This is a genomic window from Pedobacter sp. GW821-FHT01D05, from assembly GCF_059422505.1.
The window spans coordinates 621,166-641,614 of record NZ_JBWKXA010000003.1; the positions used below are offsets into that span (position 1 = coordinate 621,166).

At 38.0% G+C, this 20,449-nt stretch carries 23 protein-coding genes; 18 read left to right on the plus strand and 5 right to left on the minus strand.

Annotated features, from left to right (window positions below):
* Positions 1 to 40: 40 nt before the first annotated feature.
* From crtD to AC07VK_RS14895, 3 genes are read right to left on the minus strand one after another with little or no spacing between them, the layout of a single operon-like run.
* Positions 41 to 1,528 carry a 1-hydroxycarotenoid 3,4-desaturase CrtD gene (crtD, locus tag AC07VK_RS14885; protein WP_492961416.1) on the minus strand — a complete coding sequence of 496 codons (1,488 nt, stop codon included), beginning with the start codon at positions 1,526 to 1,528 and terminating at the stop codon, positions 41 to 43.
* Between the two features lie 4 nt (positions 1,529 to 1,532).
* A complete protein-coding gene (locus AC07VK_RS14890) occupies positions 1,533 to 3,236 on the minus strand; it encodes a M28 family peptidase (protein ID WP_492961418.1) in 1,704 nt (567 codons plus the stop codon).
* A 44-nt stretch (positions 3,237 to 3,280) separates the two neighbouring features.
* Positions 3,281 to 3,739, minus strand: coding sequence for a DoxX family protein (locus AC07VK_RS14895; protein WP_057931136.1), 459 nt, complete (start codon positions 3,737 to 3,739; stop codon positions 3,281 to 3,283).
* A gap of 213 nt (positions 3,740 to 3,952) precedes the next feature.
* On the opposite strand from AC07VK_RS14895, the gene AC07VK_RS14900 reads away from it, so the two are divergent.
* The 3 genes from AC07VK_RS14900 to AC07VK_RS14910 all read left to right on the plus strand — a co-directional run bounded on the left by AC07VK_RS14900 (position 3,953) and on the right by AC07VK_RS14910 (position 6,110).
* Positions 3,953 to 4,063 carry a hypothetical protein gene (locus AC07VK_RS14900; RefSeq protein WP_029275619.1) on the plus strand — a complete coding sequence of 37 codons (111 nt, stop codon included), beginning with the start codon at positions 3,953 to 3,955 and terminating at the stop codon, positions 4,061 to 4,063.
* Positions 4,064 to 4,204: 141 nt separating this feature from the next.
* On the plus strand, positions 4,205 to 5,617 hold the full coding sequence (rlmD, locus tag AC07VK_RS14905; RefSeq protein ID WP_492952838.1) for a 23S rRNA (uracil(1939)-C(5))-methyltransferase RlmD: 1,413 nt from the start codon (positions 4,205 to 4,207) through the stop codon (positions 5,615 to 5,617).
* A gap of 85 nt (positions 5,618 to 5,702) precedes the next feature.
* Complete coding sequence (locus AC07VK_RS14910) at positions 5,703 to 6,110, plus strand: hypothetical protein (protein ID WP_492961420.1); 408 nt, start codon at positions 5,703 to 5,705, stop codon at positions 6,108 to 6,110.
* A 139-nt stretch (positions 6,111 to 6,249) separates the two neighbouring features.
* On the opposite strand, the gene AC07VK_RS14915 is transcribed toward AC07VK_RS14910, so the two are convergent.
* Positions 6,250 to 6,954 carry a head GIN domain-containing protein gene (locus tag AC07VK_RS14915; protein WP_492961422.1) on the minus strand — a complete coding sequence of 235 codons (705 nt, stop codon included), beginning with the start codon at positions 6,952 to 6,954 and terminating at the stop codon, positions 6,250 to 6,252.
* 193 nt (positions 6,955 to 7,147) lie between these two features.
* Between AC07VK_RS14915 and AC07VK_RS14920 the strand changes: the two genes are divergently transcribed.
* The 10 genes from AC07VK_RS14920 (at position 7,148) to AC07VK_RS14965 (ending at position 14,325) form a co-directional block, all read left to right on the plus strand.
* A complete protein-coding gene (locus AC07VK_RS14920) occupies positions 7,148 to 7,654 on the plus strand; it encodes a phosphoribosyltransferase family protein (protein WP_029275623.1) in 507 nt (168 codons plus the stop codon).
* Positions 7,655 to 7,754: 100 nt separating this feature from the next.
* The gene (locus tag AC07VK_RS14925; RefSeq protein ID WP_492961425.1) at positions 7,755 to 8,393 is read left to right on the plus strand and encodes a 1-acyl-sn-glycerol-3-phosphate acyltransferase; all 639 of its coding nucleotides are present in this window, start codon (positions 7,755 to 7,757) and stop codon (positions 8,391 to 8,393) included.
* Positions 8,390 to 9,487: a glycosyltransferase family 2 protein gene (locus AC07VK_RS14930; RefSeq protein ID WP_492952842.1), complete on the plus strand. Its 1,098-nt coding sequence runs from the start codon at positions 8,390 to 8,392 to the stop codon at positions 9,485 to 9,487. Before AC07VK_RS14925 ends, AC07VK_RS14930 begins: the two co-directional genes overlap by 4 nt.
* Positions 9,457 to 10,131, plus strand: coding sequence for a carotenoid biosynthesis protein (locus tag AC07VK_RS14935; RefSeq protein WP_492961427.1), 675 nt, complete (start codon positions 9,457 to 9,459; stop codon positions 10,129 to 10,131). The genes AC07VK_RS14930 and AC07VK_RS14935 overlap by 31 nt, the downstream gene beginning before the upstream one ends.
* Before the next feature lie 32 nt (positions 10,132 to 10,163).
* Positions 10,164 to 10,370, plus strand: a complete 207-nt coding sequence (locus AC07VK_RS14940; RefSeq protein WP_426327582.1) for a DUF2683 family protein — start codon at positions 10,164 to 10,166, stop codon at positions 10,368 to 10,370.
* A complete protein-coding gene (locus tag AC07VK_RS14945) occupies positions 10,352 to 10,633 on the plus strand; it encodes a Txe/YoeB family addiction module toxin (protein ID WP_492961429.1) in 282 nt (93 codons plus the stop codon). The genes AC07VK_RS14940 and AC07VK_RS14945 overlap by 19 nt, the downstream gene beginning before the upstream one ends.
* A gap of 17 nt (positions 10,634 to 10,650) precedes the next feature.
* Positions 10,651 to 11,502 (plus strand): 4-hydroxy-3-methylbut-2-enyl diphosphate reductase, encoded by an 852-nt coding sequence (locus AC07VK_RS14950; protein WP_492952845.1) that lies wholly within the window; start codon positions 10,651 to 10,653, stop codon positions 11,500 to 11,502.
* Between the two features lie 206 nt (positions 11,503 to 11,708).
* Positions 11,709 to 12,383, plus strand: coding sequence for a fatty acid desaturase (locus AC07VK_RS14955; protein WP_492961431.1), 675 nt, complete (start codon positions 11,709 to 11,711; stop codon positions 12,381 to 12,383).
* A gap of 417 nt (positions 12,384 to 12,800) precedes the next feature.
* Positions 12,801 to 13,811 carry a ferrochelatase gene (hemH, locus tag AC07VK_RS14960; protein WP_492961433.1) on the plus strand — a complete coding sequence of 337 codons (1,011 nt, stop codon included), beginning with the start codon at positions 12,801 to 12,803 and terminating at the stop codon, positions 13,809 to 13,811.
* 7 nt (positions 13,812 to 13,818) lie between these two features.
* Positions 13,819 to 14,325: a gluconokinase gene (locus AC07VK_RS14965; protein WP_492961435.1), complete on the plus strand. Its 507-nt coding sequence runs from the start codon at positions 13,819 to 13,821 to the stop codon at positions 14,323 to 14,325.
* Here AC07VK_RS14965 and AC07VK_RS14970 read toward each other — a convergent pair.
* Positions 14,303 to 15,496, minus strand: coding sequence for a 3-deoxy-D-manno-octulosonic acid transferase (locus AC07VK_RS14970; RefSeq protein WP_492961437.1), 1,194 nt, complete (start codon positions 15,494 to 15,496; stop codon positions 14,303 to 14,305). The two genes, AC07VK_RS14965 and AC07VK_RS14970, sit on opposite strands and share 23 nt — an antisense overlap.
* A 245-nt stretch (positions 15,497 to 15,741) precedes the next feature.
* On the opposite strand from AC07VK_RS14970, the gene AC07VK_RS14975 reads away from it, so the two are divergent.
* From AC07VK_RS14975 to AC07VK_RS14995, 5 genes are read left to right on the plus strand one after another with little or no spacing between them, the layout of a single operon-like run.
* A complete protein-coding gene (locus AC07VK_RS14975) occupies positions 15,742 to 17,052 on the plus strand; it encodes a UDP-glucose dehydrogenase family protein (protein ID WP_492961439.1) in 1,311 nt (436 codons plus the stop codon).
* Between the two features lies 1 nt (position 17,053).
* Positions 17,054 to 18,043 carry a UDP-glucuronic acid decarboxylase family protein gene (locus AC07VK_RS14980; protein WP_492961441.1) on the plus strand — a complete coding sequence of 330 codons (990 nt, stop codon included), beginning with the start codon at positions 17,054 to 17,056 and terminating at the stop codon, positions 18,041 to 18,043.
* 1 nt (position 18,044) lies between these two features.
* The gene (galE, locus tag AC07VK_RS14985) at positions 18,045 to 19,067 is read left to right on the plus strand and encodes a UDP-glucose 4-epimerase GalE (RefSeq protein ID WP_492961443.1); all 1,023 of its coding nucleotides are present in this window, start codon (positions 18,045 to 18,047) and stop codon (positions 19,065 to 19,067) included.
* Positions 19,068 to 19,625 (plus strand): hypothetical protein, encoded by a 558-nt coding sequence (locus tag AC07VK_RS14990; RefSeq protein ID WP_492961445.1) that lies wholly within the window; start codon positions 19,068 to 19,070, stop codon positions 19,623 to 19,625.
* A gap of 17 nt (positions 19,626 to 19,642) precedes the next feature.
* A complete protein-coding gene (locus AC07VK_RS14995) occupies positions 19,643 to 20,380 on the plus strand; it encodes a tyrosine-protein phosphatase (RefSeq protein ID WP_492961446.1) in 738 nt (245 codons plus the stop codon).
* Positions 20,381 to 20,449 lie beyond the last annotated feature (69 nt).

Below are 20,449 nucleotides of genomic sequence, written 5' to 3' on the forward strand. Positions count from 1 at the left end.
ATTAATTAATAAGCAGATAGGTTTACCAATTAACCAATGGCTAATGAACTACTGAACTAATTTCATCATCAATTATCTTTGCCGATAATAATGCCAGCGGAATTCCTCCGCCCGGATGTACACTGCCTCCACAGAAGTATAGATTTTTAACTTTCGAACTGAAATTGGAATGCCTTAAAAAGGCAGAAAACTGATTGTTGGAACTGTTACCATACAGAGAACCTTGATAAGAACCGGTTTTGCTTTCAATGCTTCTGGGATCTAAAATCTGCTCACAGGTAATGTCTTTTTCAATATTTCTGTTTAAAACCCGGCTGATTTTTTGGATAATATTTGCCCTGGCTTCTTTGATCAATACATCCCAGTTTTGACCGTTATTAGCCGGAACGTTTATCATTACAAACCAGTTTTCACTGTCTGTTGGTGCATCACCCCTGATATGTTTACTGCTGATGTTCACGTACACCGTTGGATCGCTGCTGATGGTTTTATCTTTCCATATGGCAATAAACTCTTTTTGGTAATCCTCAGCGAAAAAGATGTTGTGCAAGCCCATATCGCTGTAATTTCCATCCATGCCCCAGTAAAAGATCAAAGCAGAGCTACTCCGTTCCTGGTTTAATAACTTTTTAGGTTGAGCTATGCCTTTAAGCAGGTTTTTATAAGTAAACCAGATATCGAGGTTCGAAACAACAACATCAGCCTTATAGGTTTTATCATTAACTTTTACGCCCTGTACTTCGGGTTTAGGATCATTAGCATATATAATTTCTTCTACCTTTTGATTGTAATGAAACCTTATTCCTAACTCTTCTGCCAACTTTACCAGGGCAGTAACAATACTGTACATCCCATTTTTTGGAAGGAAGGCTCCATAATGGTACTCGAAATGCGGAATCACATTCAATGTGGCCGGTGCCTGGTAGGGATCGGAACCATTATAGGTGGCATAACGGTTAAAAAGTTGTGCTATTCTATCGTCCTTAAAGAAAAATCGGTTTGCTTTTGCCTGTGTTCTAAAAGCATCAATCTGGCCAAAACGGAATATAGATTTTAAGGTATCCCAGTGCAGATAGCTTTTAATTTTATGTAAACTTCTTTCCAGAAATACACGGTGGGTAACATCGTAAATGGTTTTGCTTTTGTTTAAATAGCGCTCAACCTCTCTTGCAGTTGAAGCTGTCTTCTCTTCTATTTCCTTAGCAAATTCATCAAGATCTGCGCTTGCATTTAGCCTTAAGCCATCCTCGTAGAAATAACGGCAAATTTCTTTTAGTTTGATGTATCCAAAATAATCTTCAGGGTTTTTACCCGCCAGTTTGAAGAGCTCATCTACATATTGCGGCATGGTGAAGAGGCTCGGTCCGGCATCGAACCTGAAACCGTTCATTTTTATTTCTGTCAGCTTACCTCCAGGTTTTGAATTAGCTTCAAAAACATCAACCTCATAGCCCTTTAAGGAAAGACGAATTGCCGATGCAATGCCCGCAATTCCGGCACCGATAACTATTGCTTTTGGTTTAGGCATCAATCTATTTCAACTCCTCTAAATATACCTTCGTTTGTTTTTCGATTTCGTTAGTAGCAACCTTAATGGCCGAACCAACTCTGGTAGTTTCGGGTTTTACAGGCATTTTGTTTACCGTTGCCAAAGCATCTGTATACCATTTGGCCCACACTTCAATGATGTGTTTCTCATTAGCTGCGGCTTTTCCTTTTGCAATTTCTTTTTTGCTCAGTTCAAATTCGGTTTTTAAGCGCGTTAAAGCATCGTTTTTAATTTGCGAAACAGTGGCTATCGCAGTATTTTCGTCTGCAGAAATTAAAGTATAGGCGGCAGTTAAAGCGCTTATCCCTACATTTTTCATTTCGGTTGGCGAAACTTTATCAATCCTGTCATTATCCGTATGGTAGAACACATCGGTAAAGTGCCACATCAGTAATCCTGGGATTTTATTTTGCAAGAATGGTGTGTGGTCACTACCACCTTCGAACGGGTTATAGTTAACCGTCCAGTTGGCAAATTTGCCCTGAGCTTTGCAGATATCGAAGATGAAATCGTTAAAATAATGTGGGAAAAGATCTTTCTCCGTAACATCGCCTGCGCCCCATTCGGTATGTTTATCTGTTCCCCTTGTCCAGATGGCTGACGGATCAGGCATTTTTTCAATCAAAAAGGAGCCGCCAGTTTTTTTAGTGTCCTCGCCAACCATATCCAAACTCATTCCCCACATAATACCCTTGGCCCGGGCGGTATCTTCGGTAATATATCTCCTTGTTGATACAATTTCATCGCCCCATAAAAAAGTGAGGCTGCGCTTAGGGTCAATCTTTTTTGCCTGATATAATGCTGCTGTTAATCTTGCCATTTCAGCTAATGTGCCAACGCCGCTTGCATTATCGTTTGCCCCGGGTTCCTGAACATGGGCGCTGAATACAAAACGTTCATTAGGATTTGAACTGCCTCTAACGTTTGCTACTATCGTTAATTCTTCAGAGGGATAAATTTTAGTCTGAATATTTACTTTCAATTTAGTCTCGCCTTTTAAACAGGCCACTTTTAACTTTTCTTTGGCAGCATAAGATAAAAGCAATGTCCATACTTCACTATTGGCTTTCATGCTTCCAAACTGGATAGAAGTTTGATGTATATCTGGTTGAGTATACTTTGGCATCGAATAGCCCAGCACACCAATGGCTCCGGCTTTTGCGGCTATTTGAAGCAGACGCGATGGACTGTTCTCAGAAAATAGGATTTTCCCTTTCAGATCCATTTTCTCTATTTCGGCAGGTAATACGTTGGCAATGTAAACTACACTAGCAGTAACACCTCCTGCAGGTGTTGATCCGCAATTGATTGGAATCATGTTGCGGTTAGTTTTGTAGGAAATGAGCGGTTTTGTTTCTCCAACAATATCAATATTGGCATCAACGGGCTCCCAGGTGCTGTTTTTCATCGCTCTTTTTTCGATGCGATAAGTTAAAGGAGCTTCAAACTCATTCTGTTTCTGTTGTACAAAACCAGCCTTTTTAAGGATGTTTTCAACATAATGGATACTGGCATTAAAGCCTGTGTTGCCGGGTACACGGAAGTATTTTTCTACAAAAGCAGTGGTTTCGTAGGCGTTTTTTTCTAAAAAACCAGCCCGCGTTAGTTTGAAATATTCATCAGTCGAATTTTGTGCGTAACATCCCAATCCCGCAAAAAGCAGTGCAAAAAGTATCTTCGTTTTCATGATCGTTAGTAAAAGCGAAAGATACTAAGAATATTTAATGTTGTTTAGGCGTACCGCTTGCCAGTTTTGCGTTTCAACCCTTCATCAACCGATAAAGGGCCTGAACCTACTACCCAAAACATGATGAGCAGAAACAGTACCAATACCGAAAACCACAATTCCGAATTCGGTGTGGAGAAACCGGGTGTAAGGTTAACGAAAAATACGGCAAACAATAAGATTGGAATCTGAATGACAACGGCAAAGCGGGTAACTAAACCTAATGTAATTAAAACACCCCCAACCAAATGCGCAAATGCAACAACGTGAATGGCGACACTGATGAGCATGCCAGAAAAACCAAATACGTTGTTTTGTGTAATCATGTTTTGAAGAACCGAAGTGTCGCTAACAAAAGAAACACCTTTTCCAAAAATGATCAGGCCAAGTACAATCCGAAGATAATCTAGCCATTTTGAATGATGAACATCTCCCCAATGTTCAATTTTACGGATAACGTTCATAATGAACCTCCATTTTTATGTGAATGATACCTTAAGTTACGGATTTATATTTAGTTATCAAATAAGGAACTGAAAATCAATAGATCGCGATTGTAGTTGTTATAAAAGGAAGGGTTTAACCTTTTGATGTAAAATTAACATAAAGTTAATTTATACCGTTTCAGTTTTTGGTATGAATTTCGTATTATTGCTTAAATAGATAGGTTTTTTATCATGAGCAAAGAAATATTAGAGTTTTCTGTACTGGTAGATGAAAAATTTGACCTAAAATTTAACTGGTTAGATGGCTTTTGGGGCGCGGCATTTAAATTTTTTGGAAAATAATTTGGAAATCTAATTTTTCTTAACGAACAATCCTCGTTCGAACAAGACAGTATTGCCTAATCTTTCTTGATTAACCGGGTTTTAAACCCTCCACCTTTCTGCCTTCTACCTTTAACCTCTTTTTTCTATCTTTGCAAAATAATGAGTAGAAGAAAACCCGGTACGGTAACTATTGTTCCAAACGTACATATAATCGATATTGCTGAAGAAGGAAAAGGTGTTGGCAAGGCTGACGAATTGGTTATTTTTGTTGATAAAGCCGTTCCTGGTGATGTGGTAGATGTTCGGTTGACCAAAAAGAAAAAGAATTTTGCTGAAGCAATAATCGATCAGCTTCATGAAAAATCAGCATTGCGTACTGATCCTTTCTGCCCTCATTTCGGAACCTGTGGCGGTTGCAAATGGCAGCATATGGGTTACGATGCTCAATTAAAATTTAAGCAGAAAAATGTTGAGGCGGCTTTACAGCGTTTAGGTAAAATAGATACCTCGGGAACAGAACCGATTTTAGGCTCAGAAAAAAACAGATATTACCGTAATAAATTAGAATTTACTTTTTCAAACAAACGCTGGTTAGAAAAAACCGATGTAGAACGCGATGAAGATTTTGATATGAACGCACTGGGTTTTCACGTACCATTGCGATTCGATAAAATTTTAGATATCGAACATTGTTATCTACAGGATGAGCCTTCTAATTCGATCAGAAACGCTGTCCGTAAATATGCTTTAGAAAACGACCTGTCGTTTTACGACCTGCGTAACCATGAAGGCGTTTTGCGTAACCTGATTATCCGTACTTCTAGCACAGGAGAGGTGATGGTTGCAGTGGTATTTGCTTATCCAGAACAGATACAGGTTGATGGTTTGATGGGTTTCCTAAAAAATGAATTTCCACAGATTACCTCTTTGCTGTATATCGTTAACCAAAAGAAAAACGATACCATTTTTGATCAGGATGTGGTGGTTTTCTCAGGTCGCGATCATATTTTCGAAGAAATGGATGGCATCCGTTTTAAAATTGGAGTGAAATCTTTTTATCAGACCAATTCAGAACAAGCTTTCGAATTATATAAAATTACCAGGGATTTTGCCGGATTTAAAGGCGATGAACTGGTTTATGATTTATATACTGGGGCCGGGACGATTGCAAATTTTATTGCAAAAAACGTAAAACAGGTTGTAGGGGTAGAATATGTGCCAACCGCTATCGAAGATGCAAAATTTAACTCCGCATTAAATGGTATCGATAATACGATTTTCTATGCTGGAGATATGAAAGATATACTTACTTCAGAATTTATCCTGGCCCATGGTAAACCAGATGTGGTCATTACCGATCCGCCACGCGCTGGTATGCATGCAGATGTCGTACAGAGATTGTTGGAAATGGAGTCTGAAAAAATTGTTTATGTAAGCTGTAATGCGGCCACTCAGGCACGAGACCTAGAATTGTTGAAAGAGAAATATGACGTGGTGCGTATTAAACCTGTAGATATGTTTCCGCATACGCAGCACGTAGAGAACGTTGTATTATTAAGGTTTAAGGCGTAAGGCAAAAGGTTTAAGGCTATAACCTTAAAATCAAATGTTGTCATATTAAACCCTATACTTTAAACCATAAAACTTTTACCTTGAAATGGATAGAGAAGAATTATTAGGCGCAACGCCCGAAGATAACGGAACACCACAAAAAAAGCAGGAAAGTCCGCTGGTAAGTTTAGAAAAAGACCTGGAGTTCTATGCTGATGCGATTAAAGAAGTAGCAATCGAGATTATGGTTGAAGGCATTTCTGCCCATCCAATTTTTATTGCACACCAACACGAGGTGAACATTGGCGAACTTATCTTAAACAAAGAAGAACTTAATACCGATTGGACAATACAAGCCTCTACTTTAGAGGAGTTTGTAGAAAAAGGAATCATCAGCAAGGAAAAAAAAGAACCCTTCTTAAAAGTGTATAAAAAACCGGAAGATTTTATGTGCGTATTTGTGATTGTTCCTGAAGGGGCCAACTTTATTTACTATCCGTACAAAAAAAGATAGAGGATAGAAAGGCTGAAGGTTTCTTGCTTAGCCTTTAATGATCAGGATCTGTGTAATCTATTAATCTGTGCAATCACCGAATAAAAAACGCCGCTTTGTATCCACAAAGCAGCGCATTATCATTAACTAAACTAAATTTTTAATTTACGTGATGCACATCTCCACTTTTTGAGCTTGATGTTTTCTTAAGTGAAGCATTTCCCTTATAACTTACATCACCACCACCACTTGCACTGGCTTCCAAGCCTTTATTTACATAAAGATTTACATCAGAACCACCGGAGGCCTGTACCTTTGCGTAATCTGTAATTAATTCATAAGCATCGATATCGCTACCGCCACTAGATTGAATGGTCATATTTTCTGCCTTGCCTTTTAAATCGATATCGCTGCCACCACTTGATTGAATGGATAGATCTTTGCATACAACTGTTAACTTTAAATCTGACCCACCAGACGAGCGAATAGCAAGTTTATCTGTTTTGATCTGATTTTGTGTAAAAACATCTGATCCTCCGGAGGCTGCAATTGCACTTAGGCTTTTGAAACTTACATAAGCTTTAATGGTTCGGTTTTTAAACAGGCCGCTCCAATTGATGCCGTCTTTAAACTTTATGGTAACATTGCTGCCACTTTGCTCAACAACAATGTCTTTTAATGTTTCAGAATCTGATTTTATACTCACACTTTCGCCGCCACCCTGGGTGAGGTATAAATCTATGCCACTGCTTACCCCAATGCTATTAAAGTTTTTAACCGTGAAACTTTTAGTTTCTTGTGCCTTGGCCATATAGCTGGTTATGATGATAAACAAAATGGCGGATGATTTGATAAGGGTTTTCATAGTCGTTTTTTCGTTAAATGATTCTGAAGCTATTGTTACGAAGCATTTAGGCAACGATAACTTCGATTTTGTGTTTTGGTTATAGATTAGACGCATCTCTGATGAAAACGTTGCAAACAATCGAAATTATTTTTCAAATAGTTTGAATTTCAGCCTTAAAATCGTTCTTTTTGTATTCAATCCTTTTTATACAATGGCATCGCAATTACTTATTCTCAACAAGAAACAAATTCAGCAGAAAATAGATCGTATCGCTTATCAGATTTTAGAAGATAACCTGAATGAGAAAGAAGTGGTGCTTGCTGGTATTTGGGACCGTGGTTACAAACTAGCACTAAGATTAGAAAAAGTACTTAAAAAGATTTCGGGCTTTAAACTCACCTTACTGCGTATCGACCTGCAAAAAGAAAGCAGTAAATTGGTTGCTTCAACAGATCTGGATGAAAGCCATTGGAAAAACAAGGTGATCATTATCGTTGATGATGTATTGAACAGCGGTAAAACCCTTGCTTATGGCTTGGGCGTTTTCTTAAATACCCCACATAAAAAAATACGCACGGTAGTTTTGGTTGATCGAAGCCATAAAATTTTTCCCATTGCCACCGATTTTGTTGGTCTTGAACTGGCTACCATCTTAAAAGAACATGTAGATGTAGTAATGGATGTGGAAGGTGAAGAAGATCGGGTATATTTGAGCTAAAATCATAGAGATAATAGCACATTACAAATGTGGACCTCGCTAATCCTCGTTACAAACGAGGACTATAACTGTTGTGAAATTTGCAATTAACCCCAATTTTTTGCAATTTCCCGAAATGTATCAGCCCAGAAAAAATAATTTGATCTTCAGCTTTTTCTCCTGGTACATCCAGTTTATCATCAAAAAAGATTTTTCCGCTTTTAAATATGGCGAGGTAGAAATTAAACAAGATGCTGCTATATTGGTTTTGGCCAATCATTTTAGCTGGTGGGATGGTTTTTTTCTTTTTTACATCAACAAAAAAGTATTTAAGAAACAATTTCATGTTTTGGTAAATGCCGAAAACTATACTAAAGTTGGTTTTTTAAAATATCTTGGCGCTTTTGCTGCCGAAAATAAAGGCAAAGATGTTTTAGAAACGCTTAATTATGCAGGAAAACTGTTAAATAACCCCGAAAATTTAGTACTTATATTCCCTCAGGGTAAATTATATTCGAACCATCTTAAAAATATCAGTTTCGAAAAAGGAGTGATGCAGATGATCAATGCCAGTCAGAAAAAAATCAATATTATTTTTGCCACCACCTTTATTGATTATTTTTCGAAAAGAAAGCCCTCAGCTTATACTTACTTGCAGCACTGGGAGAACGAAGAATATGTAAGTTTGCAATTGCTAAAAAGTGCTTATAATAAACATTACGATCAATCGGTTATTAAACAAACTCAGCTAATTGAATGACAATTTTTATTTATGCCGTTTTAATTTTCCTGGTTATCAGATTTTCGGTTACTGTTTTCAATTTTCTTTCTAATCCGAAGTTGCCTAGAGTGGTTAAACACTATCATGATAAGGTTTCGATCCTAATTCCTGCGCGAAATGAAGCAGCGGATATTTTAGAACTGCTCTTTTCGATAAAAAATCAGGATTACACTAATTATGAAGTTATTGTTTTGGATGATAACAGCGATGATAATACTTTCGGTGTAGTCGAAAATTTTTGCTTCACAAACCCACAGTTCAAAGTGGTAAGCGGTAAAGCGCTACCTCAAAACTGGCTTGGGAAAAATTATGCCTGCCACCAGCTTAGCGAATTGGCTACAGGGAAATATCTTTTGTTTATCGACGCAGACGAATCAGTAAAAAGAGGATTGATTAATAGCCTGATTAACCGGATGGAAATTGGAGGTCTGGCTTTGTTAAGTGTTTTTACCAACCAAACGATAAAATCGATAGGCGAGTGGTTAACGGTACCCTTAATGCATTTTATACTGCTAAATTTATTGCCACTGCGATTGGTTAAACTTTCGAAAAACTCAGCATTTGCAGCGGCAAGCGGACAGTGTATGTTTTTTAATGCCAGTAATTACAAAGAAAACCACTGGCACGAGCGGGTTAAACACCAGGTTGTAGAAGATGTGGAGATTATGAAGTTGATAAAACAGGAAAAATTTAATGCCGAGGCCCTTTTGGCCAACGGACTGATCTATTGCAGGATGTACAAGAATTTAGGCGAAAGCTTAAACGGTTTCAGTAAAAATTTACTGGCAGGTTTTGGTAATAACATCATAATATTATTACTTTACCAGCTTTTGGTAACTGTAGGACCAGTAATTTTAATCTTAAACTTTAATATTGCTTTACTTGTATTACCATTAACTTTAATAGTACTAAGTAGAATAATGATCTCCTATTTATCGGGACAAAATGTTTTGATAAATCTGATTTTACATCCCTTACAGATGTTGTTCTTCTTAATCATTTCATTCATTTCTATAAAAAAACATATTTTTAAAACGAGCACATGGAAGGGCAGAACGATCAAAACGATTTAAAGATTAAAAGGATTGCAGTTGCAATAATTGTCGTTTTTCATATGGTTGGCTTGCTTGGTTTCTTAATTCCAGCTGCCCAGCCTTATTTTATCAAACTGGTTCCATTTCATTTGTTGCTGATGTTTGCCGTAATTGTTTTTTCATACAATGCCGATGTGAAACGTTTATTGTTGCTGGTTTCGGGCGTATTTCTCTGTGGTTTTTTAGTCGAGGTATTGGGCGTGCATACCGGAAAGATATTTGGCAGCTATTATTACGGAGATACATTGGGATACAAAGTTGCTGCGGTTCCATTATTAATGGGCGTAAATTGGGTAATCCTTATTTTCAGTGTTGGGCAAATGATGAAAAGTATGAAAATCAGACATAGTATTTTGGCTTCAGTGCTTGGTGCTTTTATGCTGGTCGGGTTCGATTTCTTTTTGGAACCTGTAGCTATGAAATTTAATTATTGGCAGTGGGACTGGCATGAAATCCCTGTTCAGAATTATGTGGCCTGGTTTATTGTTTCGGTAATTTTGCTGAAGTTTTACTATGCTTTGGGCCTAAAGCAACAGAAATATATTGGTGCCGTGATGTTCGTTTCACAGCTAATCTTTTTTGTTGTCTTATACATGACAACCAGAACAAATATTTTTGCTTAATTTTGTGATACTATTTTAATTAATTTTATAGCATGGAAACACTAATCGTACAGCCTAAAAATAAAAAGCAACTTTTGGCAGTTGAGGCTGTGTTACAGGCTTTGAATGTAACTTTTAAAAAAGAAAAAAGCTATAGCCCTGAATTTATAAATGAAATAGCTAAAGGGGAGGATGATGTGAAAAATGGACGTTTAACAAGGGTTAAGGATGTTCAAAATATATGGAAAAGTATTTTGTAGACATTACGGATCAAGCTAAAAGACAATTGGCTGAAATACATAAATCAGGAGATAAAGTTTCCATTAAAAAACTCCAGCAAATTTTTATAGAGTTAAGCATTCATCCGGCATCTGGCATAGGTAAACCTGAAAAATTAAAATTTGGGTTTTCAGGCTATTGGTCAAGACAAATAAATAAAAAAGATAGGTTAGTCTATAGAATCGATGAAGAGATTATTACTGTATTTGTAATTTCTGCAAAGGGACATTACCACGATAAATAACTAATCCTAAGAAAAAAATGAGCAATTTAAACTTACAGGTCAACATCGATAAATCATCAGGCTTTTGCTTTGGCGTAGTATATGCCATAGAAATGGCAGAAGATATTCTGGATAACGAAGGTTATTTATATTGCCTTGGCGATATTGTGCATAACGATGAAGAAGTAGAGCGTTTAACCAATCGCGGATTAAAAATTATCGATCACGAAGTTTTAAAAAACTTAAGAGACGAAAAGGTTTTAATCAGAGCCCATGGTGAGGCGCCCTCAACCTACCAACTGGCTTTAGAAAATAACCTGACTTTAATAGATGCTTCATGTCCTGTTGTGCTGAAATTACAGAACAGGATTAAAAATTCGCATGACGACGATGAGCAAGTACTTATTTTTGGTAAGCACGGGCATGCCGAGGTAATCGGATTACAAGGCCAAACAGATGGTAAGGCGATTGTTTTTCAGGATCTGGCCGAGCTGGATAATGTAGAATTGCCTGCTAAATTTACCCTATATAGTCAGACCACTAAAAGCACCGATAAATTCTATCACATTAAGGATGAGTTATTGAGCCGTGGTTATGAAGTTAAGGCTAACGATACCATTTGCAGGCAAGTATCTAACCGTTACGAAGAGCTTGAAGATTTTGTAAGTCATTATGATAAAATCGTTTTCGTATCAGGCAAGAAATCGTCTAACGGAAAAGTGCTGTATGATGTTTGTAAAAAACACAACGATAATTCTTATTTCATTTCGAATGTTGAAGAGTTAGATCAAACCTGGTTTAAAGAAAACGATAAAGTTGGTATCTGCGGTGCTACATCTACACCAATGTGGTTGATGGAAAAGGTTAAAGCGGCTTTGGAAAAATACTAGATTTATCAAGAGGGGCTTCACCCTTACCTGTAGCGTAGCATAAAGCTACGAAGTAAACCGAGCCTTAAGCGAGCTCACCGAAGGTAATTTAGTTCAGGGTCTATACATCGAGTAAAGATGCTGACCACGTAGTAGCTACAGGGCAATTGAAAATAATATTTCTACTTGTAAAACAAGTTCAGCATGACGAAATAAAATAAAAGCCATTGAAAGCTGTAAACCCACATACTGGAATTCTGGTTGCGCTAACCGTAGTTATCTGTTGGTTTGTTTCCCTTTATTTCTTGCTTACATGGAATTTTACCTGGAGCAATCCCTTGGTTTATCTGATGATTGTTCTTCAGATGCATTTGTACACCGGTTTGTTTATTACTGCCCATGATGCTATGCACGGAACAATATCGCCGAACCAAAAGGCAAATAATTTTATTGGCTATCTTTCCGTTTTTCTCTACGCAGGTTTTTTTTATAACCGTTTGTATGCGAAACATCACCAACACCACCGTCATGTACATACCGAAAAAGATCCGGATTTTGCGCCACATAGCTTTTGGAAATGGTATTTTCGTTTCATGCTGAATTATGTCACTATAATTCAATTGGTGATTATGGCCATAGCTTATAATGTTTTGAAAATCTGGATCGATGAAAAGAATCTGCTGCTCTTTTGGGTACTGCCATCCTTATTAAGCACTTTTCAGCTGTTTTATTTTGGAACCTATTTGCCGCATAAGGGGGAGCATGATAATGAATATCATTCTTCTACCTTGCAGAAAAATCATTTTGTTGCCTTCATTACCTGTTACTTTTTTGGCTATCATTTAGAACATCACCAAAAACCGGGTATGCCCTGGTGGCAACTGTATAAGTCGAAGGGGTAATGCTGATCGTGGTGTCGGATGTTACCATCCGACACTGACTAATTTCCAAGTAATTTTTATTTGATCTAACTGCCAGATGGTAACATCTGACAGCACATTTATGCGATTTATCTATGGTGTTGGATGTTACCATCCTACACTAACTAATTTCCAAGTAATTTTTACTTGATCTAACTGCCAAGATGGTAGCATCTGACAGCACATTATGTGATTTAAAGTTTAATTTTAATAATTACTCATGATTTTGCACTACTTATGACGGGAAGCTTTCACTATGTATTCACACACTATTCCTCAATAGCCTTTGGAAGTATGAAATAACACTTCTTTGACTAAAAAATGTTTGCAATCACATTTTAAGCATAGGGAAAAACAATAAAAAGGCGATATTTGCGCCACGAAACATATTCTTTATAGATGAGCAAAAAGGGCATTTTACTGGTAAATTTAGGAACACCTGATAGTCCGGCAACGGCAGATGTTAGAAAATACTTAGATCAATTTTTAATGGACGAGCGGGTAATCGATATCCCTAAGTTGAACAGGACATTATTGGTTAAAGGTATTATTGTTCCATTTCGTAGTCCTAAAACAGCAAAATTATATAAAGAAATCTGGAATGAAAATGGTTCGCCACTATTGTATTACAGTAGGTTACAAGCTAAAATGCTGCAGGAAAGATTGGGAGACGATTATCATGTAGAACTGGCCATGCGTTACCAAAGTCCATCAATAGAATCGGCGCTGGCAAACTTAAAAGCGGGTTTGGTAGAGTCCATTCAGGTTATCCCGATGTTTCCTCAATATGCCTCTGCCAGTACTGGTTCGGTAATGCAATTGGTAATGGAGCTGGTGAGCAAATGGCCAACGGTTCCACCAATATCATTTGTTAATTCATTCCATGATAACGAACTGATGATTAAAGTTTTTGCAGAAAATGCCAGAAAACATCATGTAGAAAGCTACGATCACGTGTTGTTCAGCTTCCATGGCTTACCTGAGCGTCAATTGTTAAAGTGCGATCATACTGGAAGTTACTGTTTGAAAAGTGCCGATTGCTGCCAGACATTAAACGATACCAATAAATTCTGTTATTCCGCACAAGGACATGACACAGCCAGATTAATTGCCAAAGAATTAAATCTTTCGAAAGATCAATATACTGTTTGTTTCCAATCGCGCTTAGGGAAAGAGCCATGGGTACAACCCTATACTACCGATGTGTTGAAAAAATTGGCTGGCGAAGGCAAAAAACGCCTTTTGGTTTTTAGCCCTGCTTTTGTGGCCGATTGTTTAGAAACGCTTTACGAAATCACGGTAGAGTACCACGAAGAGTTTAAGGCTTTGGGCGGTGAACATGTTCAGTTAGTAGAGAGCTTAAACGATAGTCCAGTGTTTATCGAGGCTTTGGCCGGGATGGTTAAATAGTTTAAATATGGCGAGCTTTATTATTTTAATGGGCGTTTCGGGAAGTGGTAAAACAGTAGTTGGTAAAGCTTTAGCGCCGAGAATAAATGCTGAATTTATAGATGGTGATAACCTGCATTCGCAACGTAATGTAGATAAAATGGCCGCTGGTATCCCTTTAACAGATGCTGATCGTTTAGATTGGCTTCAATTGATTGCGAAAGTGGGCCGCGAACATGTTGCCCATGGTACAAGCTGCATTATTGCCTGTTCTGCATTGAAAAAAGCTTACCGTGATCTGTTGAGAACTGATAATGAGTCAATCCGCTTTGTTTATTTAAAAGGGAATTTTGATTTAATCCACGACCGGATTGCTAAGCGATCTCATCAATATATGCCTTCAAGTTTATTAAAAAGCCAGTTTGAAACATTGGAAGAGCCTCAGGCTGACGAACAAGATGTGGTAACGGTTTCAATTGATCAGCGTATTCCCGAAATTGTGGAAGAAATTGCTAAGGCCGATCTGATTTCGTAATCATCGAAATAATCTGATCAGTTGCCCCTTTTTTATCCGCAACATATCTTTTGGCCTGCGCTGCAGCATCTTCATTTTTGGTAAAACCTTCAAAAGCACTGATTAATTCCTCAACCGTGGAAATACTTTTGGCTGCACCTATGGCAATTAGATCTTTCGCTTCCTGAAATTTATCGTATTTTGGGCCGAAAATTACAGGCAAACCAAACGCTGCAGCTTCTAAAGTGTTGTGTATTCCCGTTCCAAAACCGCCACCAATGTAGGCTACATTTCCGTATTGATAGAGAGAAGAAAGCATGCCGATGTTGTTTACGATGAGGGTTTGGTGTTCGGCGTTTAGCGTTTGATTAGACAAACTGAAAACTGAAAACCGCACACTGCGAACTGGAAACTGCTTCTCGATACTTTCAATATGGCTTTCGTGGATCTCGTGTGGGGCGATGATAAACTTCCAGTTGGGATATTTTTCAGGCAAAGCAGATAATATTTTTTCATCTTCAGGCCAGGTACTTCCACAAACTAATGTAGGAGAATTACCGATAAAGCTTTCTATTAAGCTAAGCTGTTTGGGCGATTGTGCATTTTCGTAAACACGGTCGAAACGCGTATCGCCATTTATGGTCACATTATCTAACCCGATCGATTTCAAAAGATTTTCACTTTCTTCATTTTGTACAAAAAAGTAAGTAACTGATTTTAGAATATTGCGGTAGAAGCCACCGTACCATTTAAAAAATGCCTGACTTTCTCTAAAAATCCCTGAAATCACATATAAAGGAATACCCTGGTCTTTTATTTCCTTAAAATAGAAATGCCAAAATTCGTATTTGGTAAAAATGGCCATTTCTGGATTAATGCTTGCTATAAAACGTTTGGCATTGGCTGCGGTATCAAGGGGGAGATAAAATACATCGGCCAAGGCATAATTTTTCCTGATTTCGTATCCCGAAGGGGAGAAAAAAGTAACTACTATTTTTTTAGCTGGATAAAGCGATTTTAGTTTTTCTAAAACCGGCCGGCCCTGTTCAAATTCGCCCAAAGAAGCAAAATGAAACCAAATGTGTTTTTCGCCCGGATTAATTTTCTGGGCAATTTGTGTATAGACGTTTTTACGGCCATTTATAAACAGTTTAGCTTTAGGATCGAATAATGAGAATATCCTAATAAGCAAAGTGTAAAGCCGAATTCCGATTATGTAAAGCAAAAGCATTAGTGTAATTTCATATCTTCGTGGCAAGATAAAACGAATATATTTAAAAAGCTTAAAAATATATGGAGTCCTCACGATTTAGCCTATCATTCAATACAATAAATAGACAGGTCATGATTACTTCATAGCAGCTAAAAGTAACCGAGCTTGCGAGCTCATTAAAACCGATAAAAAACAATTTAATATTGTTTAATAAATTATAACAGATGAAGATAGCCGTTATTGGTACCGGATACGTAGGTTTAGTTACCGGAACCTGTTTAGCAGAAACAGGAAATGATGTAATATGTGTTGACATTAATGAAGCGAAAGTAAAAAAAATGCAGGCTGGCGAAGTGCCGATTTATGAGCCTGGTTTAGATCTTTTGTTCCATAGAAATATAGAACAGGAAAGGTTAACTTTTACAACAAATCTTGCAGATGCTGTAAAAGATGCGCAGATTATTTTTATGGCTTTGCCAACGCCTCCAGGTGGAGATGGTGCTGCCGATCTTTCTTATATTTTAGGCGCTGCAAAGGATATTTCCAAACTGATTACCGAATATAAGGTCATCGTAAATAAATCAACGGTTCCGGTTGGAACGGCTGATCAGGTAAAGGCTGTTTTTGCCGAAAATACTTCGATTGAAGTAGATGTGGTATCCAATCCTGAGTTTTTAAGAGAGGGTGTAGCAGTTGATGACTTTATGAAACCAGACCGTGTTGTGCTTGGTACAAAAAGTGAAAAGGCTAAAAAGCTGATGACTGAATTATACGGTCCTTACGTACGTCAGGGGAACCCAATTCTTTTTATGGATGAGCGTTCTTCTGAATTAACTAAATACGCGGCAAACTCTTTCCTTGCTACCAAAATCACCTTCATGAACGAGGTTGCCAACCTTTGCGAACTGGTAGGTGCTGATGTTGATTCGGTAAGAAGGGGCATAGGTTCTGATGACCGCATCGGTAAACGTTTCCTCTTTCCAGGCGTAGGTTACGGCGGCTCATGTTTCCCTAAAGATGTTCAGGCACTGGTAAAATCATCTGATGATTATGCCTACGATTTTCAGATCCTTAAATCGGTAATGGAAGTTAATGAAAGGCAAAAAACAATCCTGGTTGACAAGGTGCTTAAATATTACAAAGGCGATATCAAAGGCAAACATTTTGCGCTTTGGGGACTGGCTTTTAAACCAGAAACCGACGATATCCGCGAGGCACCAGCCTTATATATTATCGATGCGCTGGTTAAGAACGGTGCAACCGTTACCGTGTTCGATCCAGAAGCGATGGACAATGTTAAAAATGTTATCGGCGACCAGGTAAACTACGCTAAAAACCAATACGAAGCTTTAGAAAGTGCTGACGCACTGTTGATTGCAACTGAATGGTCGGTTTTCCGTAACCCTGATTTTGAGAAAATCGACAAGATCTTGAAAAATAAAGTGGTTTTCGACGGTCGAAATTTATACGATTTGCAAAAAATGATCGATCTTGGCTATTATTATAACAGCATAGGTAGAAAACTAATAGATTAAAATGGGTCAGAAGAGAATATTGATTACAGGTGCCGCCGGATTTTTAGGTTCGCACCTTTGTGATCGTTTTGTGAAAGAGGGATATCACGTTATCGGGATGGATAACCTGATTACAGGCGATATGGCAAATATCGAACACTTGTTCAAACTGGAAAATTTCGAGTTTTATAACCACGATGTTTCCAAATTTGTACATATTCCCGGTAAACTTCACTACATTTTACATTTTGCCTCACCTGCAAGTCCGATCGATTATCTTAAAATCCCGATCCAGACACTTAAAGTAGGTTCGTTGGGTACGCATAATCTTTTAGGCCTTGCCAGAAATAAAAATGCAAGGATGCTGATTGCCTCAACTTCAGAGGTATATGGCGATCCAAATGTAAATCCTCAGCCAGAGGAATATTGGGGCAATGTAAATCCGGTAGGTCCACGTGGCGTTTATGATGAGGCCAAACGTTTTCAGGAAGCCATAACCATGGCCTACCATACTTTTCATGGCGTAGAAACGAGGATCGTGAGGATTTTTAATACTTATGGACCTAGGATGCGCCTGAATGATGGCCGTGTTTTACCTGCTTTTATCGGACAGGCTTTAAGAGGCGAAGATTTAACTATCTTTGGTGACGGAAGTCAGACACGCTCTTTCTGTTATGTTGATGACCTGATTGAAGGGATTTACCGTTTATTGATGAGTGATTATGCACAGCCGGTAAACATTGGTAATCCGGATGAAATTACCATCAAACAGTTCTGTGAGGAAATTATCAAACTTACAGGCACCACGCAGAAAATTGTTTATAAAGAACTTCCACAAGATGATCCTAAACAGCGCAGACCTGATATTACAAAAGCGAGATCGATATTGGGTTGGGAGCCAAAAGTAGGCCGAGCTGAAGGATTGAAGATTACATACGAATATTTTAAATCATTGCCTCCAGAGGCTTTGGAGAAAATAGATCATAAAGATTTTACCACATTTAACCGTTAAAATGGCAAAAATATTAGTTACTGGTGGAACAGGATATATAGGTTCGCACACAGCAGTAGAGTTACATAACGCAGGATACGAAGTCGTAATTGTCGATAACCTTTCTAATTCGAATATCAAAATTTTAACCCAGCTTCACTCCATCACGGGCAAATGGTTCGATTTTCATGAAATCGATCTGCAGGATGATAGAGCAGTTCAGGAATTTGCAGAAAACCATACCGATATTGATGGAATTATCCATTTTGCAGCATCAAAAGCTGTTGGCGAATCGGTAGAACAACCTCTAAAGTATTATAAAAACAATTTTTACGGTTTAATTAACCTATTAACTTCGTTTAACAGGAAGATCAATTTTGTATTTTCTTCATCTTGTACCGTTTATGGTCAGCCAGAAACTTTACCGGTAACCGAAGCTGCTCCCGTACAGAAAGCAGAATCGCCTTACGGAAATACCAAGCAGATTGCCGAAGAAATATTAGCAGAAACTGCTGCTGTAACACCTGATTTAAATGTAATTGCTTTGCGTTATTTCAACCCGGTTGGTGCTCATGAAACCGCTTTAATTGGCGAATTACCTAACGGTGTTCCTGCCAATCTTGTCCCTTTCATCACCCAATCGGCTATTGGTAAACGCGGTCCGATTACAGTTTATGGCAACGATTACAATACTCCTGATGGTTCTGCCATCCGCGATTATATCCATGTGGTTGATCTGGCAAAAGCACACGTTGCAGCGATTAAGAAACTGGAACAAGGAAATCCTAACGGTAATTACGATGTTTTCAATATCGGTACCGGTAAAGGTTCTTCAGTTTTAGAAATTATTGCAGCTTTCGAAAAAGTGAACGGAGAGAAACTTGAGTATAAAATTGGTCCTAGAAGGGCAGGTGATATTGTTCAGATTTATGGTGACGTACAAAAATCGAATAACGAACTGGGCTGGAAAGCCAATCTCGATATCAATGAGATGATGCGCTCTGCATGGGAGTGGGAAAAATACATCAAGGCTAACCCTTTTTAAATGAAGTTATCGGAGCATAAAGATCTAAAAACTGCTATAACAGAATTGCCTGTCAAAGAAAAAGACAAGCTATTGCTGCGTTTGGTGGCCAAAGATAAAGTGCTTACAGAACATCTTCATTACAAATTATTAGAAGATGAAACCGATTTGGATGATCGGAAAGAAAGGATTAAAGCCGATGTGGACGAACAGGTTCAGGAATTGAAAAAACTAAATGCCAAAGAGGCATTGGTAAAGGTTCGGAAGATGATCACCTCGGTTAATCATTTTTATAAAGTGACTAAAGATCCTGTTGGTGAGGTAGAATTGAAACTTTTTATCCTCAATGCCATCCCTTTTGATTACAAGAAATCAATTTTTGGTTACCGCGATTTTATGATGCTTTTTAGTATATTTTACTTAAAAACTGTCGCGGTAACCATAAATAAATTTAAAAAACTGCACGAAGACCTGCAGTTCGATTTAAGTGAAGATTTAAATAATTTGCTCGATAAAATCTATTCCTCTAAATTAGCTGGTGCAGCAGAGGCAAGTAATTTGCCAAAAGAGATAAGTTAAAGCTATGATCTATAAGTATGTTCGGATTATTTAAAAAGAAAAAAATAGTACCCGAATTTAATTTCTCTGGTATCTGCACAGATATGCACTCGCACATTATTCCAGGGATTGATGACGGTGCACAAACGTTAAAAGATTCTCTTCTTTTGGCTAAAAAATTTAAAGATCTGGGTTATAAGAAACTAATCGCCACTCCGCACATCATGGCCGATTATTTTCGAAATACGGCCGATACCATTAACCGTGGGCTGGATACATTGAGAAAGGGCCTGCAAGAAATCGAATTGGATCTAGAAGTTGATGCTGCTGCCGAATATTACCTAGATGAAACCTTTGAGAAAAAAATCAGGCAGAAAGAGGTTTTAACTTTTGGTAATAACTATCTTTTGTTCGAGTTATCTTATATAAATGCCCCTCAGAACCTGATCGATTTTATAAAGATGATACAGGATTCCGGATACAAACCTGTGTTGGCACATCCTGAGCGTTACCCGTATTACTACAGTTCTTTTGAAAGCTATCATCAGATCAGAGAAACCGGCTGCCTGTTGCAAATGAACGGCATTGCTTTAACAGGTTATTATGGTGCTGGCGCAAAAAAAGTAGCAGGAGAAATGGTCGAAAACCATATGGTCGATTTTGTAGGCAGTGATATGCACCATTTAAAACATGCTGCAGCGCTCGAAGATAGTCTTAGTACACCCTTAATGCAACAACTGCTCACCCAATCTCAATTGAATAACGCACTGCTTTAGGTTCATTAGTTCATTTGTAATTCGTTCATTTGTCCGGGCATATTGCACATCTTGATTGGTTCATTGCCA

Bases quoted from the DNA above. Each gene is read 5' to 3' on its own strand.
- AC07VK_RS14910 (WP_492961420.1), top strand. From the start codon at position 5,703: ATGGATAGAGAAGAATTATTAGGCGCAACGCCCGAAGATAACGGAACA.
- AC07VK_RS14895 (WP_057931136.1), bottom strand. From the start codon at position 3,739: ATGAACGTTATCCGTAAAATTGAACATTGGGGAGATGTTCATCATTCA.
- AC07VK_RS14920 (WP_029275623.1), top strand. From the start codon at position 7,148: ATGGCATCGCAATTACTTATTCTCAACAAGAAACAAATTCAGCAGAAA.
- AC07VK_RS14930 (WP_492952842.1), top strand. From the start codon at position 8,390: ATGACAATTTTTATTTATGCCGTTTTAATTTTCCTGGTTATCAGATTT.
- AC07VK_RS14900 (WP_029275619.1), top strand. From the start codon at position 3,953: ATGAGCAAAGAAATATTAGAGTTTTCTGTACTGGTAGATGAAAAATTT.
- AC07VK_RS14890 (WP_492961418.1), bottom strand. From the start codon at position 3,236: ATGAAAACGAAGATACTTTTTGCACTGCTTTTTGCGGGATTGGGATGT.
- crtD (WP_492961416.1), bottom strand. From the start codon at position 1,528: ATGCCTAAACCAAAAGCAATAGTTATCGGTGCCGGAATTGCGGGCATT.
- galE (WP_492961443.1), top strand. From the start codon at position 18,045: ATGGCAAAAATATTAGTTACTGGTGGAACAGGATATATAGGTTCGCAC.
- rlmD (WP_492952838.1), top strand. From the start codon at position 4,205: ATGAGTAGAAGAAAACCCGGTACGGTAACTATTGTTCCAAACGTACAT.
- AC07VK_RS14975 (WP_492961439.1), top strand. From the start codon at position 15,742: ATGAAGATAGCCGTTATTGGTACCGGATACGTAGGTTTAGTTACCGGA.
- AC07VK_RS14965 (WP_492961435.1), top strand. From the start codon at position 13,819: ATGGCGAGCTTTATTATTTTAATGGGCGTTTCGGGAAGTGGTAAAACA.
- AC07VK_RS14945 (WP_492961429.1), top strand. From the start codon at position 10,352: ATGGAAAAGTATTTTGTAGACATTACGGATCAAGCTAAAAGACAATTG.
- AC07VK_RS14980 (WP_492961441.1), top strand. From the start codon at position 17,054: ATGGGTCAGAAGAGAATATTGATTACAGGTGCCGCCGGATTTTTAGGT.
- AC07VK_RS14990 (WP_492961445.1), top strand. From the start codon at position 19,068: ATGAAGTTATCGGAGCATAAAGATCTAAAAACTGCTATAACAGAATTG.
- AC07VK_RS14915 (WP_492961422.1), bottom strand. From the start codon at position 6,954: ATGAAAACCCTTATCAAATCATCCGCCATTTTGTTTATCATCATAACC.
- AC07VK_RS14950 (WP_492952845.1), top strand. From the start codon at position 10,651: ATGAGCAATTTAAACTTACAGGTCAACATCGATAAATCATCAGGCTTT.
- AC07VK_RS14935 (WP_492961427.1), top strand. From the start codon at position 9,457: ATGGAAGGGCAGAACGATCAAAACGATTTAAAGATTAAAAGGATTGCA.
- hemH (WP_492961433.1), top strand. From the start codon at position 12,801: ATGAGCAAAAAGGGCATTTTACTGGTAAATTTAGGAACACCTGATAGT.
- AC07VK_RS14940 (WP_426327582.1), top strand. From the start codon at position 10,164: ATGGAAACACTAATCGTACAGCCTAAAAATAAAAAGCAACTTTTGGCA.
- AC07VK_RS14995 (WP_492961446.1), top strand. From the start codon at position 19,643: ATGTTCGGATTATTTAAAAAGAAAAAAATAGTACCCGAATTTAATTTC.